Source organism: Herbiconiux gentiana (assembly GCF_024978135.1).
Classification (GTDB): Bacteria; Actinomycetota; Actinomycetes; order Actinomycetales; family Microbacteriaceae; genus Herbiconiux; species Herbiconiux gentiana.
The window spans coordinates 234,463-251,102 of record NZ_JANTEZ010000003.1; the positions used below are offsets into that span (position 1 = coordinate 234,463).

12 protein-coding genes are annotated in these 16,640 nt (G+C 72.9%); 5 read left to right on the forward strand and 7 right to left on the reverse strand.

Annotated features, from left to right (window positions below; translation table 11 throughout):
* Positions 1-117: 117 nt before the first annotated feature.
* Both NVV95_RS08160 and NVV95_RS08165 read right to left on the reverse strand, forming a co-directional pair.
* Positions 118-2,106 (reverse strand): thioredoxin domain-containing protein, encoded by a 1,989-nt coding sequence (locus NVV95_RS08160; RefSeq protein WP_259486050.1) that lies wholly within the window; start codon positions 2,104-2,106, stop codon positions 118-120.
* 26 nt (positions 2,107-2,132) lie between these two features.
* Positions 2,133-2,942 (reverse strand): DUF1684 domain-containing protein, encoded by an 810-nt coding sequence (locus NVV95_RS08165; protein ID WP_259486051.1) that lies wholly within the window; start codon positions 2,940-2,942, stop codon positions 2,133-2,135.
* A gap of 125 nt (positions 2,943-3,067) precedes the next feature.
* Here NVV95_RS08165 and NVV95_RS08170 point away from each other — a divergent pair, with 125 nt between their 5' ends.
* From NVV95_RS08170 to NVV95_RS08185, 4 genes are read left to right on the forward strand one after another with little or no spacing between them, the layout of a single operon-like run.
* Positions 3,068-3,874 (forward strand): alpha/beta fold hydrolase, encoded by an 807-nt coding sequence (locus NVV95_RS08170; RefSeq protein WP_259486052.1) that lies wholly within the window; start codon positions 3,068-3,070, stop codon positions 3,872-3,874.
* Between the two features lie 36 nt (positions 3,875-3,910).
* Positions 3,911-7,849 carry an ATP-dependent RNA helicase HrpA gene (gene hrpA / locus NVV95_RS08175; RefSeq protein WP_259486053.1) on the forward strand — a complete coding sequence of 1,313 codons (3,939 nt, stop codon included), beginning with the start codon at positions 3,911-3,913 and terminating at the stop codon, positions 7,847-7,849.
* A gap of 12 nt (positions 7,850-7,861) precedes the next feature.
* A complete protein-coding gene (locus NVV95_RS08180; RefSeq protein ID WP_259486054.1) occupies positions 7,862-9,070 on the forward strand; it encodes an MFS transporter in 1,209 nt (402 codons plus the stop codon).
* A gap of 2 nt (positions 9,071-9,072) precedes the next feature.
* Positions 9,073-9,897, forward strand: coding sequence for an aldo/keto reductase (locus NVV95_RS08185; RefSeq protein ID WP_259486055.1), 825 nt, complete (start codon positions 9,073-9,075; stop codon positions 9,895-9,897).
* 87 nt (positions 9,898-9,984) lie between these two features.
* On the opposite strand, the gene NVV95_RS08190 is transcribed toward NVV95_RS08185, so the two are convergent.
* Together NVV95_RS08190 and NVV95_RS08195 are read right to left on the reverse strand one after the other, a co-directional pair.
* On the reverse strand, positions 9,985-10,902 hold the full coding sequence (locus tag NVV95_RS08190; protein WP_259486056.1) for a DMT family transporter: 918 nt from the start codon (positions 10,900-10,902) through the stop codon (positions 9,985-9,987).
* 322 nt (positions 10,903-11,224) lie between these two features.
* Positions 11,225-12,205, reverse strand: a complete 981-nt coding sequence (locus NVV95_RS08195; protein ID WP_259486057.1) for an aldo/keto reductase — start codon at positions 12,203-12,205, stop codon at positions 11,225-11,227.
* 182 nt (positions 12,206-12,387) lie between these two features.
* Here NVV95_RS08195 and NVV95_RS08200 point away from each other — a divergent pair, with 182 nt between their 5' ends.
* Positions 12,388-13,422 (forward strand): DUF4349 domain-containing protein, encoded by a 1,035-nt coding sequence (locus tag NVV95_RS08200; protein ID WP_259486058.1) that lies wholly within the window; start codon positions 12,388-12,390, stop codon positions 13,420-13,422.
* Between the two features lie 88 nt (positions 13,423-13,510).
* Here NVV95_RS08200 and NVV95_RS08205 read toward each other — a convergent pair whose 3' ends face one another.
* The 3 genes from NVV95_RS08205 to NVV95_RS08215 form a co-directional block, all read right to left on the reverse strand.
* The gene (locus tag NVV95_RS08205) at positions 13,511-14,800 is read right to left on the reverse strand and encodes a glycoside hydrolase family 3 N-terminal domain-containing protein (protein WP_259486059.1); all 1,290 of its coding nucleotides are present in this window, start codon (positions 14,798-14,800) and stop codon (positions 13,511-13,513) included.
* Between the two features lie 5 nt (positions 14,801-14,805).
* Positions 14,806-15,996: an acyl-CoA dehydrogenase family protein gene (locus tag NVV95_RS08210; protein ID WP_259486060.1), complete on the reverse strand. Its 1,191-nt coding sequence runs from the start codon at positions 15,994-15,996 to the stop codon at positions 14,806-14,808.
* Positions 15,997-16,097: 101 nt separating this feature from the next.
* A complete protein-coding gene (locus NVV95_RS08215) occupies positions 16,098-16,529 on the reverse strand; it encodes an META domain-containing protein (protein WP_259486061.1) in 432 nt (143 codons plus the stop codon).
* Positions 16,530-16,640 lie beyond the last annotated feature (111 nt).

A 16,640-nucleotide genomic window follows, 5' to 3' on the forward strand; every position in this document is an offset into this window, starting at 1 on the left:
CCCTCCTCGGGCGCGCTGACGCGATGGTGACGCGGCGCTGACGTGCGCTGACGTGGGCTCTCACGCGCGCTGACGTGCGCTTTTACGGCGTCGGCCGCTTCTCGACACGGACGGACGTCAGGCGCGCACCAGGCCCGCCGCGTCGGTGACCGGGAGCCGGCAGACGAAGTCGCGGCAGAGGTAGGCCGTCGGCACGCCACCGCGCGTCGCCCGGTCGGCGAAGAGCTCGAAGCCGGCCGCGGCGAGCAGACGCGCCTGCTCCTCCGTGGCCCGGGCGACCACCCCGCCGCGCCAGGTGCGCACGCGCGCCTCCAGCTCGGAGCTGCCGGCACCGGCCGGTGCGCGGTCAAGGGGGTCGGCCGGGGCGGGCGTGACGAGCACGAGCTGCTCGGCCGGGCGGGAGAGCCGGGTGAGCAGCTCGAGGGTGGCGCCGAACGCGATCGGCTGCGCCACGGCGTCGGCCGCGAGCGGGGCCACCGCGCGGAGGGCTGCGGCGCGGTACCGCGGCTCGGCGGTGAGGGCGTGCAGCAGGAGAGCGGCCGAAGCGGCGGCGGAGTTGCCGGAGGGGTAGGCGCCCTCCGAGGGGTCCAGTTCGCTCGCCAGGCCCTGGGCACCGAGCACGGGGTCGCCGCCGCCGGGCACGGCGAACACGGGGCCGGTGGGGTCGCTCGTCAGGACGGCGTCCACGAGCATCCGGCCCGCTGTCGCGTAGCGCGCCGAACCGGTGGCGGCGGCGAGGCGGAGGAGGCCCTCGGCGAGCATGCCGTAGTCCTCGAGCGTGGCGACCGCCGCCGAGGCGTGGCCGTCGATCGAGGCGCGCAGGAGGCGGGGCCACTCACCGGGCGCCGAGACGACGTGGGCCGTGAGGAGGTGGTCGGCGGCGTGGTCGGCGGCGAGCGCCAGCTCGGGGCGGTCGAAGACGAGAGCGGCCTGCGCGAGTGCGCCGATGGCGAGGCCGTTCCAGCCGGTGAGCACCTTCTCGTCGAGGGCGGGCGGGGTCTGGCGGGCCCGGTCGGCGGCGTCGAGCGCGTAGTAGCCGCCCTCGACGCGGCGGCCGTCGACGGTGCTCTCGGAGTCCTGGGCCGAGGCGAACCCGCCCGAGGGCAGCTGCATCACGTCGGTGAGGAAGCCCGCGACACCGAGCGCCGCGTCGCGCGCCCAGTCGGCCGAGGGGTCAGCCGGGTCGGCCGCCCAGGCCGCCGTGAGGGCGTCGAGCAGCAGGGCGTTGTCGTAGAGCATGCGCTCGTAGTGGGGCTCGCTCCAGTCGCGCTTCGTGGCGTAGCGGAAAAAGCCGCCCTCGACCGGGTCGCGCAGGGGCGACCGCGCCATGGCCCGGAGGGTGCGGGTCGCGAGCGCCGCCGCGGCGCCGTCGGCCCCGGGCGCCCCGTCGGCCCCGGGCGCCCCGTCGGCCCCGGGCGCAGCCCCCACCTCGAGCAGGAACCGCAGCACCGGCGCCACGGGGAACTTCGGTGCGCCGCCGAAGCCGCCGTGCTCAGCATCCTCGTACTGGCCGAGCTCGGCGACCACAGCGGCGAGCTGCGACGGCGAGACCGGGCCCGCCTCACCCGCCTCGAGCGCGACGGCACCCCGCGACCGCAGCCGCTGCTGCCCCTCGGCGAGCATCTCGGCGAGCCCCGCGGCCGAGCGCTCGACCTCGGCGCGGCGGGTGGTCCAGGCGTCGTCGACCGCGGCGAGCACCTGCGAGAACGACGGATGCCCGTCCACCGGCACCGGAGGCGAGTACGTGCCGGCGTGGAACGCCTGCCCCGACGGCGTGACGAACACGTTCAGGGGCCACCCCAGGTTCTGCGTGAACGCCCCCGCGGCTGCGAGATAGGCCGAGTCGACCTCCGGATGCTCCTCCCGGTCGACCTTGATCGCCACGAACCGCTCGTTCAGGAACGCGGCGAGCCCCGGATCGCTGAAGCTCTCCCGCGCCATCACGTGGCACCAGTGGCACGTCGAGTATCCGATGGACACCAGCACCGGCACGTCCCGCTCCCGCGCCGCGGCGAACGCCTCCTCGCTCCACGGGTACCAGTCCACCGGGTTCCCCGCGTGCGACCGCAAGTAGGGGCTGATGGCGTCCGCGAGCCGATTCGTCATGCCCTCACCCTCCCACCCGGGGCCCGTCAGCGGCGCGTGACCTGCTTCTCGCCCGCGCGCACGGGCACGGGCAGGCGGTTCTGCGCCGGCGGCAGGGGGCAGACGTAGAAGTCGGCGAACGCGCAGGGCGGCAGGTAGGCCCGATTGAAGTCGACCTCGATCGTGCGGGCGCCGCCGTCGGCCCTGAGCTTGAGGAAGCGGAAGCGGTAGCTCTCGGTTCCGCTCGTCGCGTCGGCGAAGACGACCTCCAGCCCGGTGAGCGGCCCGGTCGCGAGCAGCGCGTGCTCCTGCCCGTCGATGGTCACGGTCACGGTGCCGGCCAGCGCACTGGTCTCGGTGTACCCGTCGATCTCCTCGACGTCGATCGTCGAGCCCTCCGACGCCGGCTCGAAGCGCCCCGTGAGAACCCATGCCTCATCGGGCATGTACGCGTCGATGTCGGCGACGGATGCTCGGCTGGGCGCCTCGGCGTCGAGAACGCGCAGCGCCACGTCGTCGTCGCGGCGGAAGTGCCGCAGCACCCGGGTGCCGAGCAGCACCTCGCCGCCCTCCTCGATGGTGAGGTCGTCGCCGACGATGTCGCCGTCCTCGACGCGCCAGGTGCCGTCGAGGCCGTCGATCGCGACCGGGTCGGCGCCGGGCGTCAGCCAGTGGGTGCCGACGAGGGCGGCGATGCCCTGCGGTGCGGTCACGAGCCGCAGTCGCGCCTGGTGCCAGGAGGCCCAGTCCTCCTCGAACTCCGAGCGGGGCGGGGCCGGAGCGGCAGCAGAAGCAGGAGCAGCAGCGGCAGCGGAAGCAGGAGCGGCAGCGGCAGCGGGGGCGTTCTGGTCGGTCACGCGTCGAGCCTACGACCGGCGCTGGACCCGAGGGCCGGAATGCCCGAGACTGGGTGCCGCGCGGCGGCGCCGCCGCGCATCCGGGAGCCGTCGTCGAGGCCGGCTCGAGAGCGACGGAGGCCCCCATGACCGAGTTCACGCGCACCAGCACGGGCGACACCGTGGCGTTCGACCGGTACGCAGACGGGAGCGGCCCGGCGGTCGTGTTCATCGCCGGTGCCGGGCCGTTCCGCGCGGGGGACGCCGTCACCACCGAGACCGCCCGGCTGGCGGCGGCGGACGGTCTGACCACGCTGGTGTTCGACCGGCTCGGCCGCGGCGAGAGCGTCGCCGACGGCGTGGTCGACCTCGATCGCGAGCTGGAGGCGGTTCGGGCGGCGATCGCGGCGGCGTCCGGCTCGGAGGAGGGGCGGGCGGTGCTCGTCGGGCACTCGTCGGGATGCTCGATCGCCCTGGCCGCCGCCGTGCGCGGACTGCCGGTGAGCGGACTCGTGCTCTGGGAGGCGCCGCTCAGCGAGACCGCCGCCGACACCGCGGAGTGGAGCGACGGCTTCGAGGAGCTGCTCGACGCGGGCGAGGACGAGCGGGCGAAGGAGCACTACATGCGCGACATGCCGCCCGAGTTCCTCGCCGGGGCGAAGGCCTCGCCGGCCTGGCCCGCGATCGTGGCCAACGCCCGCACGGAGCGAGCCGACGGGCAGTCGATGAAGTGGGCGAACGCGGCGCTCGAGAACGGGGGCTTCCCCGAGATCGACGTGCCGGTGCTCGCGGTGTACGGCACCGAGACGTTCCCACAGATGCCGATCGCGGCGGCCCGGATCGTCGGCGCGATCCCGGGCGCGCGGGAGAAGACGGTCGCCGGGGCGATGCACTCGTGGCAGCCGGCCGCTATGGCCGCCGAGCTCGTGGAGTTCGTGCGCGCACTCGGCTGACGGCCGCCGCCCGCGCGGCGGTACGATGGAGGGCTCATGTCTGCCGCCCCTCCCCTGCGCATCGTCTTCCCTCCCGAGCTGCCCGTCAGCCAGAAGCGGGACGACATCGCGCGCGCCATCGAGGGCCACCAGGTCGTCATCGTCGCCGGCGAGACAGGCTCGGGCAAGACCACCCAGCTGCCGAAGATCTGCCTCGAGCTCGGCCGCGAGAACATCGGCCACACGCAGCCCCGCCGCCTCGCCGCCCGCACGATCGCCGAGCGCATCGCCGAAGAGCTCGGCCAGGAGGTCGGCGGTCTCGTCGGTTACCAGGTGCGCTTCACCGACCGCGCGAGTAAGGACACGCGCATCAAGCTGATGACCGACGGCATCCTGCTGAACGAGATGAACCATGACCGGCTGCTCAGCCGCTATGACACGATCATCATCGACGAGGCCCACGAGCGCAGCCTCAACATCGACTTCCTGCTGGGCTACCTCAAGCAGCTGCTCCCGAAGCGCCGCGACCTGAAGCTCATCATCACCAGCGCCACAATCGACCCCGAGAGCTTCGCGCGCCACTTCGCCGAGCCCGACGGCACGCCGGCGCCCATCGTCGAGGTCTCGGGCCGCACCTTCCCGGTCGAGATCCGCTACCGTCCGCTGGCTCCGGATGCTCCTTCCGACGACCCCGCCGACGACGCCCCCGGTCAGACCGAGACGAAAGACCTCTTCGAGGCCATCGGCGACGCCCTCGACGAGCTCGCCCGCGAGAAGCCGGGCGACGTGCTCGTGTTCCTCAGCGGGGAGAACGAGATCCGTGACGCCGAGGAGGCCCTCCGCGGGAAGTTCGCGGCGACCGGTGGCGCCGGCCAGACCGAGGTGCTGCCGCTGTACGGGCGGTTGACCGCCGCCGAGCAGCATCGGGTGTTCCAGCGCAGCAGCACCCCGGGCATCCGTCGCCGTGTGGTGCTGGCCACGAACGTCGCCGAGACGAGCCTGACGGTGCCGGGCATCAAATACGTGATCGACGCCGGCACCGCCCGCATCAGCCGCTACTCGGTGCGCTCGAAGGTGCAGCGGCTGCCGATCGAGCCGATCTCGCAGGCGAGCGCGAACCAGCGCTCGGGGCGCAGCGGCCGCACGAGCGACGGCATCGCGATCCGGCTGTACTCCGAGGACGACTACACGCGGCGGCCCGAGTTCACCGATCCCGAGATCCTGCGCACGAACCTCGCGGCGGTCATCCTGCAGATGATCTCGCTGGGGCTCGGCGACATCGCCTCCTTCCCGTTCCTGCAGCCGCCCGACTCGCGCGGTGTGAAAGACGGACTCGACCTGCTCGCCGAGCTGAACGCGACGCGCCCCGGCCGGGCGGGCGAGCCGCCGCGGCTCTCGGCGATCGGCCGCGACCTCGCCCGGCTGCCGATCGAGCCGCGCTTCGCCCGCATGGTCGTGGAGTCCAAGCGCACGAACACGAGCCGCGAGGTGCTGGCGATCGTGGCGGGCCTCACGATCCAGGACCCGCGCGAGCGCCCCCTCGAGAAGCGTGGCCGCGCCGACGAGCTGCACGCCCGGTTCGCCGACCAGACGAGCGACTTCCTCACCCTGCTCAACCTCTGGAACTACCTCGAGGAGAAGCAGCGCGAGCTCGGCTCGAGCGCGTTCCGGCGCCTGTGCAAGGCCGAGTTCCTGAACTACCTGCGCATCCGCGAGTGGCAGGACGTCCATCGCCAGCTGCGCCAGCTCGCCAAGCCCCTGGGCCTCGAGATCGGCGAGCCGAGCGTGAACCCCGACGGCATCCACCGCTCGATCCTGTCGGGCCTGCTCAGCCAGATCGGCCTGCGCGACCAGGTCAAGCGCGACTACCTCGGCGCCCGCCAGACCCGCTTCTCGATCTTCCCCGGCTCGGCGCTGGCGAAGAAGCAGCCCGCGGCCGTGATGAGCGCCGAGCTCGTCGAGACCAGCCGCCTGTTCGCGCGGATGAACGCCGCCATCGACCCCGGCTGGGCCGAAGCGCTGGCGGGCGACCTGGTGAAGCGCAGCTACTCCGAGCCGCACTGGGAGAAGAAGCAGGGCGCCGCCGTCGCCTACGAGCGGGTGACCCTGTTCGGCGTGCCGATCGTCGTGCACCGCCGGGTGCAGTTCGCCCGCATCGACCCCGAGTACGCCCGGGAGCTGTTCATCCGACATGCGCTCGTCGAGGGCGAGTGGGAGTCGCAGCAGGCCTTCGACCGCGCGAACCGGGCCTTCCGCCGCGACCTCGAGCAGCTCGAGGAGCGCAGCCGCCGCCGCGACATCCTGCTCGACGACGAGGCCGTGTTCGAGTTCTACCAGGCCCGCATCCCGCGCGACGTCGTCTCGCAGCGCAGCTTCGAGGGCTGGTGGAAGAAGGCCCGCCACGACGATCCCGAGCTGCTCACCATGACGGTCGAGACGCTGCTGCCCGAGGGCGCTCCCGACGTCGACGAGACCGAGTTCCCGGCCGAGTGGCAGCAGGGCGACCAGCGGCTCGCGCTCTCGTACCGCTTCGAGCCGGGTGCCGCCGACGACGGCGTGACGGCCACGGTGCCGCTCGCACTGCTGCCGCGGTTGCGTCCCGAGGGCTTCGAGGCGCAGGTGCCGGGGTTGCGCAAGGACCTGGTGACCGCGCTCATCCGCTCGATGCCGAAGCGCCTGCGCGTGAACTTCGTGCCCGCCACCGACTGGGCCGGCCGGCTGCTCGACGAGCTCGGCCCCGACGTCGGCGACGACTTCCCGACCCGCCTCGCCGCGCTCATGGCGAAGCTCGCGCACACTCCCGTGACGGCCGCCGACTTCGACCGCTCCAAGCTCCCCGAGCACCTGCGCGTGACCTTCCGCGTCGTCGACGAGCGCGGCCGCACCGTCGGCGCCTCGAAAGAGCTGGTCGAGCTGCAGCGCACCCTCTCCGACGCCGCCCGCGCCTCGATCTCGCGCGCCGTGCGACAGCTTCCGGATGCTCGTCCCACCCGCCGTGGCGATGGCGCACCCTCAGGCGCCGTCGAGGGCAGCCGACGCGGCGCGGGCCCCGACGCCGTGGCGGCCGCGAGCGGCCCCGCGGCACCGACCTCGGCCGGCGATGCCGCCGGCGCCTTCCGGGAGCGGTCGCAGCTCACCTCGTGGAGCATCGGAACCCTCCCCCACCACGTCGACACCCGCCAGCACGGTGGCGTCATCCGGGCGTACCCGGCCCTCGTCGACGAGAAGACGAGCGTGTCGCTGCGCCTGATGGCCACCCCCGAGGAGCAGGCCCGCTCGACGCCGGAGGGCGTGCGGCGCCTGCTGCTGCTCGCCGTGCCGAGCCCCGCCTCGTACGTTCGGGAGCACCTCACCCAGAACGAGAAGCTGCTGCTGGCCACGAGCCCCTACCAGAACGTCAACGCGCTCTTCGACGACGCGATGCAGGCCTGCGCCGACGAGGCGCTCACGGCGCTGCACCCCGACGGCCTGGTCTGGACCGAGGAAGAGTTCGACGCGGTGCGCGACCGCCTCTCGACGGCCGTGCTGCCGCTCTTGGACCAGACCGTCGCCACCGTCGTGCGCATCCTGACCGGCGTGCGCGACGTCGAGCGGGCGATCAAGTCGGTGACGAGCATGGCCCTGCTGCCGGCCATCGCCGACACCCGCGAGCAGCTCGCGGCCCTCGTACGCCCCGGCTTCGTCTCGGCGTCGGGCCTCGCCCGGCTCGGACACCTGCCGCGCTACCTCGCGGCGATCGTCTACCGGCTCGAGAAGCTGCCCGACAACCCCGCGCGCGACCGCGCCTGGATGACCGAGGTGCAGACCGCGGTCGCCAAGCTGATCGACGCCGGCGGGCGCATCCCGCTCGCCCCGCACTCGCCCCCGCAGATCGTGAAGGCCAGATGGCTGATCGAGGAGCTGCGGGTCGGCCTGTTCGCCCAACCCCTCGGCACCGCGGAGCCCGCGTCGCTGCAGCGGGTCACGAAACTGCTGGCGGCGGGAGCGGGAGGGTAGGCTAGTTCGGTTATGAGCAGCTACCGGGACCTCCTGAAGACGCGCGGAGTCGCGCGCATCATCGCGGCCCAGCTGACCGCTCGCTTCCCGAACGGCATGCTGTCGCTGGCGTTCCTGCTGCACATCGAGCACACCTACGGGTCGTACGGCGTCGCCGGTCTCGTGCTCGCCGCCCTGAGCATCGGCCAGGCGATCGCCGGGCCGCTGACGAGCCGGCTGATGGGCCGCTGGGGCATGCGGCCGGTCATCCTGTCGGCCATGATCGTCTGCTCGCTGGCCATCACGAGCATCGCGCTGTTCCCGCTCGGCATCGCGGCCGACATGGCCATCGCCCTGGTCGCGGGTCTCAGCACCCCGCCCATCCAGCCGGCCGTGCGCACCATCTACCCCAAGATGGTGAACTCGTCGCAGCTCACCCCGCTGTTCTCGCTCGACGCCTCGGCGCAGGAGATCATCTGGGTGCTCGGCCCCGTGATCGTCACTTTCGTCTCGGTGCAGATCGGCACCGTCTGGGGCATCATACTGGCCGTGGCGTTCCTCGTGGGCGGCGGCATCTGGTTCCTCACGAGTCCCGAGCTCGGTCGGGTGCGCATCCCGCGCTCGAAGCGCAAGCTCGGCGTCGTGCTGAAGAAGCCGCCGGTGCTGCTCGCGACCATCGTCGGCTTCCTGCTCGTGGCGGCGTGCGCGGCCATCGAGGCCGGAGTGGTGTCGACGTTCGGCGAGGGCGGCGCGGAGGCGGGCATCGTGCTCGCGGTCTTCGCGATCGGCTCGCTGGTGGGCGGGCTCTCGCTCGGCCACAAGCCGATCGGCCCGTGGGCGCTCGCCCGGCGCATGGCGATCGTGTTCGTCGGCACCGCCATCGCGGCCGCCTGGCTGAACATCTGGTGGCTGTCGATCACCCTGTTCATCGCGGGCATCGGCATCGCGCCGGCCCTCGCGGTGATGTTCGCGATCGTCTCGGCGAGCGTGCGCTTCAGCGACACCGCCGAGGCCTACGGCTGGGTGGGCACCGGCCAACTGATCGGCGCGGCCGTCGGGTCGGCGCTCGCGGGCTTCCTGATCGACGGCATCGGTGCGGTCGGCGCGTTCATCGTGGCCGCCGTGCTGGCGCTGTTCGGGTTCCTCGTGCCGCTGTTCGGCAAGCGGTTCCACCCCGACCTGCGGGGGCGCGACGCGAGCCCGCTGCCCGACACCGAGCCCGTCGCGACGATCACGGGCTGATCGTGCCGTCCTCCCCTCTACTTCTGCTGAACGACGGCGCCGCCATGCCGCAGCTCGGGCTCGGCGTCTACAAGACCACCGACGACGAGGCCGCGACCGCCGTCTCCTTCGCCCTGCAGCACGGCTTCCGCCTGATCGACACCGCGTCGATGTACCTCAACGAGCGGGGCGTCGGCGAGGGCGTGCGGGCGTCCGGCGTCGACCGCTCCGAGGTCTTCGTCACCACGAAGGTCTGGTTCACCGACAACGGCTACGACGAGACGATGCGCGCCTTCGACGAGTCGATGCGGATGCTCGGCCTCGACCACCTCGACCTCTACCTGATCCACTGGCCGGCGCCTTTGCGCGACCGGTACGTCGACGCCTGGCGGGCGCTCATCGCCCTGCGCGACTCGGGTCGGGTGCGCTCGATCGGCGTCGCGAACTTCCACCCCACGCACCACACCCGGATCGTCGAGGAGACCGGCATCGTCCCCGCCGTGAATCAGGTGGAGCTGCACCCGCGGCTGCCGCAGACCTCGCTCCGGGCCTTCGATTCCGCGCAGGGGGTCGTGACGCAGTCGTGGTCGCCGCTGGCGCGTGGGGGCCTCATCGCCGACCCCGTGCTCGCGCGGCTCGCTGCGAAGCATGGGCGCTCGCCCGCGCAGATCGTGTTGCGCTGGCACGTGCAGCTGGGGCTCTCGGTCATTCCGAAGTCGGTCACGCCGGAGCGCATCGTCGAGAATTTGGATGTGTTCGACTTCACGCTCGATGCCGACGATCTCGCGGCCATCGCGTCGCTCGAGACGGGCGAGCGCACGGGGGTCGACCCGAACGACCGCAACTGAGCTGCGGTGCCGCGGGTGGCCGCTGAGCTTTCTCGCCGCCAGGCGAGCGGTCGGCTAGGCGGGGGCCCGCCGCCGGGTGGGAGCGGGCTAGGCGGGGGCCGGGGCGCGGCGGAAGGCCGCACTGTTCGCCAGGGCCACGCCGCCGAGCACGATGAGGCCACCGATGGCCTGGGCGAGGGTGAGCGGCTGCCCCGCGACCACCACGAAGATCGCCGTGAACACCGCGATCAGGTTGAGGAATACCCCCGCGCGCGCCGGCGGGATGACCGCGAGCGCCCGCCCCCAGAGCAGGTACGACAGCACCGAGGGGAAGACGGCGATGAACCCGAGCGCCCACCACCCGCCGCTGGTCTGCGGGAGGGTCGGTCCGCCGGTGAGCAGCGCCACGGGTGCGAGCAGCACCACCGCGATCGCGACCTGGCCGGCGGTGGCGCTGATGGCGGGCATCCGCGGGGCACGGCGCAGCAGAAGCGTGTAGGCCGTCCAGGCGAGGATCGCGCCGATCATCAGCACGTCGCCCACCCCGAACCCGCCGGTGAACAGCGACACGATCGACCCGCGCGACAGCACGATCAGCACCCCGATCAGCGCGACGAGGATTCCGACCGCCGCGGTGCGCGACAGCCTCTGCCGCAGCACGACGATCGCCGCGATGCTGATCAGCGCCGGGTTGAACGCGTTGATGAGCGAGGCGCTGAGCGCATCGATGTGCTGCAGTGCCGAGTACAGCAGCAGCGAGTACGCCAGGATGCCCGCCACGCTCTGCGCCAGCAACCACGGCCAGTTCCGGGCCAACGCCCGCCAGTCGGGCCGCTCGACCAGCTGCGCGATCACGACGAGCGGCACCAGCGCGAGGCACCACCGCAGCAGCACGAGACTCATCGGATCGAGCTCCCGGACCGCCACCACACCCACGACGTTGTTGCCCGCCCAGAACGCGGTCGCGAGCACGAGCGACACGACGGCGACCACGGTCGCCCGCCGCACCCCGGATGCTCCGCCCACCGCGCCCCCCGCGCCCGGCGACCCACCCGGGATAGCCGCACCCGGCGAGCCGCCCCGGACCGAAGCGCCCGGTGACCCACCTGTGGCCGGTGACCCACCTGTGGCCGGCGACACGCTCGCGCCCGACGGGGCGCCCGAGACCGAGGGCCCCGGCGATCCGTCCGCGTCCGCGCCCGAGGCCGGTGCCGCACCGGTTCCGCTGCTCATCGATCCCCCAAGCCGTTCGGCCCTCCGAGCTGCCGCGAGCCCAGACTAGGCCGAGCATCCCCCGACCGGGCGCGCTCCCGCACCCCCAGTCAGGGGACCTCGACCGACGGTTCTGCTACCAGCGGTCGTGGATCGCCGCCCGGAACGAGCGGTCGTAGATCTCGTGCACGGTGGCGTCGAGCGTCGGCGGGAGCTCGAGCGAGCCGGCCGCCGCGTTCGACTCGGCCTGGGCGCGGTTGCGCGCTCCGGGGATGACCGTGGACACGCCGTCCTGCGCCGCCACCCAGGCCAGCGCGGCCGCCGCCGGGGAGACACCCTCGGGGAGGGCCGCCGCGAACGCCTGCGCCGCCTCGACCCCGGTCGCGAAGTCGACGCCCGAGAAGGTCTCGCCCACGTCGAAGGCGCTGCCGTCACGGTTGTAATTGCGGTGGTCGTTCTCGGCGAACGTCGTGTCGACCGTGTACTTGCCGCTCAGCAGCCCCGAGGCCAGCGGCACCCGCGCGATGATGCCGACGCCGGCCTCGCGGGCCGCCGGCAGCACCTCGTCGAGCGGCTTCAGGCGGAACGCGTTCAGGATGATCTGCACCGTCGCCGTGCCCGGCCGCGCGATGGCGGCGAGTGCTTCGGCGGTGGTCTCGACGCTCACGCCGTAGTTGGCGATCGCGCCCTCTTCGACGAGGGTGTCGAGCGCGTCGTAGACGGCGTCGCTCGAGAACACGGGCGTGGGCGGGCAGTGCAGCTGCACGAGGTCGAGGGTGTCGACGCCGAGGTTGGCGCGGCTGCGGTCGGTCCACGCGCGGAAGTTCGCCAGGGTGAACTCCGCCGGGTCTTGGGCGCCACGGCGGCCAATCTTCGTGGCGACGGTGAGCCGAGCATCCGGATTCTCGCGCAGGAAGCGGCCGATGATCGTCTCGCTGCGCCCGTCGCCGTAGACGTCGGCCGTGTCGAAGAAGGTGACGCCGGCGTCGACCGAGGCCGCGAGCACGTCGAGCGCCGCGTTCTCGTCGACGTCGCCCCAGTCGGCGCCGAGCTGCCAGGTGCCGAGACCGATGATGGAGACTGAGCGGCCGGTGCGGCCGAGGGTTCGTTCGAGCATGCTCCGACCCTAATGCGAGCCCCCGACATCGGCCCGCGATCAGCCGGCGACCAGTCCGGGACGGCTCACGACGGCCGAGTCTCGGGCCCACGACCAGCCGACGGCAGGCCCGCGATAACGACCGGGTAACCATCGCCGCCGTCCCAGGCGGCGTTCAGAGAACCGCCTCTAACGTGAGCGGCATGAGACGAATGATCCTCGCTTCGACGGCTGTCGCCACCGCCCTGCTGCTGGCCGGATGCTCGGCCGGCGGCTCCTCGTCGAGCCAGTCCGGCGGCGTCCCCTCCGCCGACGGGCAGCGCGTGGAGCCCGCCCTGCCGGGCGGCCCGGGCACGAGCGAGGGCGGGGTCGCGGCCGACGGCTCGACGGAGTCGCTCACCGACACCGACCAGAGCGTCATCACCACCGGCTGGATCACCATCACCGTCGACGACCCCGCCCTCGCGACCGACGACGCCGTGGCGCTGGTCGAGTCGCTCGACGGGCGAATCGACTCCCGCACGCAGCAGGCCGGCTCGGATCAGCAGCAGGCCAGCGCGCAGCTGACCATCCGAGTGCCGGCCGACTCCGTCGACAAGGCGGTCGACGGGCTCCGCGAGCTGGGCGACGTCGAGTCGGTGTCGATCAGCGCGAGCGACGTCACCCTGCAGGTGCGAGACCTGGATGCGCAGATCTCCGCCCTGCAGGCCTCCGTCGACCGCCTGCTCGACCTCGTGGGTTCGGCGGCCACCACGGCCGACCTGATCGAGCTGGAGACCGCGATCTCGGATCGGCAGGGGCAGCTCGACAGCCTGAAGTCGCAGAAGCAGTACCTCTCCGACCAGATCGACTACTCGACGATCACGCTCGACCTGCGGCAGAAGGGCGCGCTGCCCTCAGCCGTGCCCGGCGACTTCTGGAGCGGCCTCGCGGCGGGCTGGGCCTCGCTCGGAGCCGCGGCCTCGGGGCTGCTGGTGCTCGTCGGGGTGCTCATCCCGTGGCTGCTGCCCCTCGCGGTGCTCGCGGCGATCGCGCTTCTCATCGTCGCCCTCGTGCGCCGCTCCTCCCGCCGCCCCCACCCCGCGGGCCCGTCGGGCCCCGCACACCCGGAACCCGCGCCCGCCCCGGCCACCGCGCCGTCAGCGGAACCCGCGCCACCAGCGGAACCCGCGCCGGCCACCGCGCCCACCGAAGCGCACAGCACCCCGAACGACCCCCCGCGCCCCGACACCCTCTAGCGAGAATCGAGTTGCCCCTATCCGCCCCAACCACGACGTTTTAGGGCGGATAGGGGCAACTCGATCGCACGCAAGAGGGCGCGCGACGTCAGGCGCCCGGGTGCTGCTGCAGCCAGAGCTCGCGGCGGAGCGTCAGCACGTGCAGCGCCGCGTCGTCCACGCGCGACGCCGGGATCGTGCCCGCCCGCACCGCCGCCGCGAGCGACGCGACGAGCGGAGGCAGGTCGACCGTGCTGTTGTACAGCAGCACGTCGTTGCCCGCCGCGACCGCCGCGACCGCGTTCGCCGTGCGATCGGCGTACGCCGGAACCCCCGACGCCTCGAGCATGAGCAGATCGTCGGTGACGGCGACCCCGTCGAACCCGAGCTCCTCGCGCAGGATGCGATGCCACTCCGGCGACAGCGACGCCGGCAGCGCATCGACTGAGGTGTAGGCCAGGTGCCCGAACATCACGAGCTCGGCCCCCGCCTCGACCCCCGCGGCGAACGGCGGCGCGACGTCGCTCCGCCACTGATCGAGCGCCATCCCGGTCGACGGGATCGACGTGTGCGAGTCGCCCGCCGTCGCCCCGTGCCCCGGGAAGTGCTTCAGCGTGCTGAACACGTGCCCGCGCTCGGCCCCGACGGCGGCGGCCACCCGGTCGGCGGCGGCCGGAGCATCCGTGCCGAGCGCCCGCTCGAAGATGAACGACCCGGGGTCGGCCGTCACGTCGGCCACCACGCCGAAGTTCACCGTCATGCCGGTCGACTCCAGCAGCGCCGCCCGCTGGCCGAACGCCGAGGCGGTCTCGGCGACCGGGACCGACTTCAGCGTGTCCGCCGCCGGATACCCGTCCTCGGCCAACCGCGCCACGATCCCGCCCTCCTCGTCGATCGCCACGAGGGTGCCGAGCCCCTCACTCTGCCGAAGCGCCGACGTCAGCGTCGCCGCCTGCGCGCTCGACCCCGGCACGTTGTCGCCGAGCAGCAGCAGCCCGGCCGGCTGGTTCGCCGTGAGGTACGCCTGCAACGGCGCCGGGTCGGGCCCGCCGACGTGCACCATCACGAGCGACGCGAGCTTCTGCTCGAGCGTCATGGTCGACAGTCGCGCCTCGGCATACAGGCGGATGCGCTGCCGCTCCGACACGACAGGGAACTCCCCGCGCACCCGTCCGCTCCCCTCCGGTGCCGCCGCCGAGGCGCCGCCCGCACCCGCCGTCGCCCCCGCGGACGGGGCGACGCCCCCGCCCGCCGTCGCCCCACCGTACGGCGCGCCCGAGTCCTCGCCCCCGAACAACGCCGACCCCGTGCATCCGGACACCACCAGCGTCGATGCGAGCAGCACCCCCGACAGCACCCCGATGCGCCCGGCCGCCGTTCGGTGCCGGGTCGAGACCATGCGCCTCATTCGGGCACGGGCCCGAGCAGTGCGTTCGCCACCGTGGAATGCGCCGACTCGTCGTCGGACGGGTGGAAGAGCCCCGCGATGACGTCGCGATAGAGCCGCCCCAGTTCGCTCGCGGACGCGATTGCGGAGCCGCCCGAGACTCGCAGCGCATGGTCGACGACGACGCGGGCGCTCTCGGTGGCGCGCACCTTCAGCCCGACGAGCGCCGGGAACCAGGCCGCGCCGCGGTTCTCGAGGCGGTCGACCGCGCGGGCGAGCTCGGCGATCTGCGGCGGGATCCCGTCGTGCTGGATGCCCGCCGAGGCGATGCGCCAGCGGATGTCGGGGTCGTGCGCGTAGGGGCGACCATTCACCTTCAGGGAGGTGCGGCGGTGCGCGGCCTCGACGGCGAGCTCGAGCGCCCGCTGGCTGAGACCGGTGTAGACCGCGGCGACCAGCACCTCGAAATTCGCGAAGATGCCGAAGATGAGCGGGTCGGCACTCGGACCGGCCGGCAGCCGCCGCACCACCCGCGAGGCCGAGGCCACCGCGTCGCGCAGCACCGTGGTGTTCGACTGGCTGGCTCGCATGGCCAGCGTGTCCCAATCCGAGAGGGTCTCGACCCCCGGCTGGCGGTCGAGGAAGGCGTGCACGAGCAGCGGCGCATCGGGATCGGTGTCGTCGCGGCCGAAGACGCCGAGCCTCGTCCAGACCGGCGAGAGGGAGGTGAAGATCTTCGTGCCGGTGAAGCGGTAGCCGCCGTCGGGCTGCGGTGCCGCCACCGTGCGGGAGCCGAAGAGCACGAGGTCGTTGCCGGCCTCGCTGTTGCCGAAGGCGAAGACCTCGCCGGCCACCGCGTCGTCGAGCACCCAGGCGAGCGAGTCGTCGCCGCGGTCGAGCAGCACCTTGGCCGTTCCCGTCCAGACCAGGTGCATGTTCAGCGCCAGAGCCGTGGCGGGTGCCGCGGTGGCGAGGCGGGTCTGTTCGCGGGCGACCCGTTCGAGGCCGAAGCCGAGGCCGCCGCGATCGAGCGGGGCGAACATCCGCAGGTAGCCGGCCTCGCGCAGCTCGCGCAGGTCGTCGTGCGGGAAGGTGTTCTCGCGGTCGTGCGTCGCGGCCCTCGAGCGGATGCGCGCGAGCAGCTCGTCGTCGACGACGGACGCGGTGGCACCGTCGCCGACACCACCGGTGGGCAGGTTCTCGGGCATACTCCCACGCTACCGCCGACCCCTGACAACCCCCTCAGTCGCACCGAAGCGGAGGACGCCGGAGCCGCCCCTGCGGCCGGGAGACGCCCCAGCGGCTGGGACTACTGGCGCTGCAGCTGCACGATCTCGCCCCCGTCGACCGCGCGGGTCGTCATGACGTCGCCATCCACCACCGCCGACCCGAGCTTCGAGAACGAGACCGTCACCCCGACGCAGGCCTTCAACGTCGACGGGTCGAGCGCGAAGCTCACCTCGTCGCCCTCGACCGTGGCGGTGCCCCCGACACCGTTGCACCCGTCGCTGCCGGTCACGCCGCCGTCGGCGTCGAAGCGCAGCCACGCCTCGTCGGGGGCCGCGGTGCGCCACTCCCCCTCGATCGAAAGGGCGTCCGAGCCCGAACCCGAACCCGACCCCCCGGCGCCCCCGGACGAGTCCCCACCCGACCCCGTCCCGCCCTGACCCGAGGCGCACCCGGTGAGGGCCGAGGCGGCCACGAGGATCACGAGAGCAGAGAGAACGGTGCGTGCGGTCATGCCCCCCATCCGATCATCCGGTGACCTCATCCACAAGAAACCCTGTTCTTTCTGCGACCTTCCTCTGTGTTTGCCGTCAGTTGTTGACTATGGTCGTTGACGGGGGAATCC

Coding starts and splice junctions, on each gene's coding strand:
- hrpA (WP_259486053.1), top strand. CDS start 3,911: ATGTCTGCCGCCCCTCCCCTGCGCATCGTCTTCCCTCCCGAGCTGCCC.
- NVV95_RS08200 (WP_259486058.1), top strand. CDS start 12,388: ATGAGACGAATGATCCTCGCTTCGACGGCTGTCGCCACCGCCCTGCTG.
- NVV95_RS08195 (WP_259486057.1), bottom strand. CDS start 12,205: ATGCTCGAACGAACCCTCGGCCGCACCGGCCGCTCAGTCTCCATCATC.
- NVV95_RS08205 (WP_259486059.1), bottom strand. CDS start 14,800: ATGGTCTCGACCCGGCACCGAACGGCGGCCGGGCGCATCGGGGTGCTG.
- NVV95_RS08210 (WP_259486060.1), bottom strand. CDS start 15,996: ATGCCCGAGAACCTGCCCACCGGTGGTGTCGGCGACGGTGCCACCGCG.
- NVV95_RS08180 (WP_259486054.1), top strand. CDS start 7,862: ATGAGCAGCTACCGGGACCTCCTGAAGACGCGCGGAGTCGCGCGCATC.
- NVV95_RS08215 (WP_259486061.1), bottom strand. CDS start 16,529: ATGACCGCACGCACCGTTCTCTCTGCTCTCGTGATCCTCGTGGCCGCC.
- NVV95_RS08160 (WP_259486050.1), bottom strand. CDS start 2,106: ATGACGAATCGGCTCGCGGACGCCATCAGCCCCTACTTGCGGTCGCAC.
- NVV95_RS08170 (WP_259486052.1), top strand. CDS start 3,068: ATGACCGAGTTCACGCGCACCAGCACGGGCGACACCGTGGCGTTCGAC.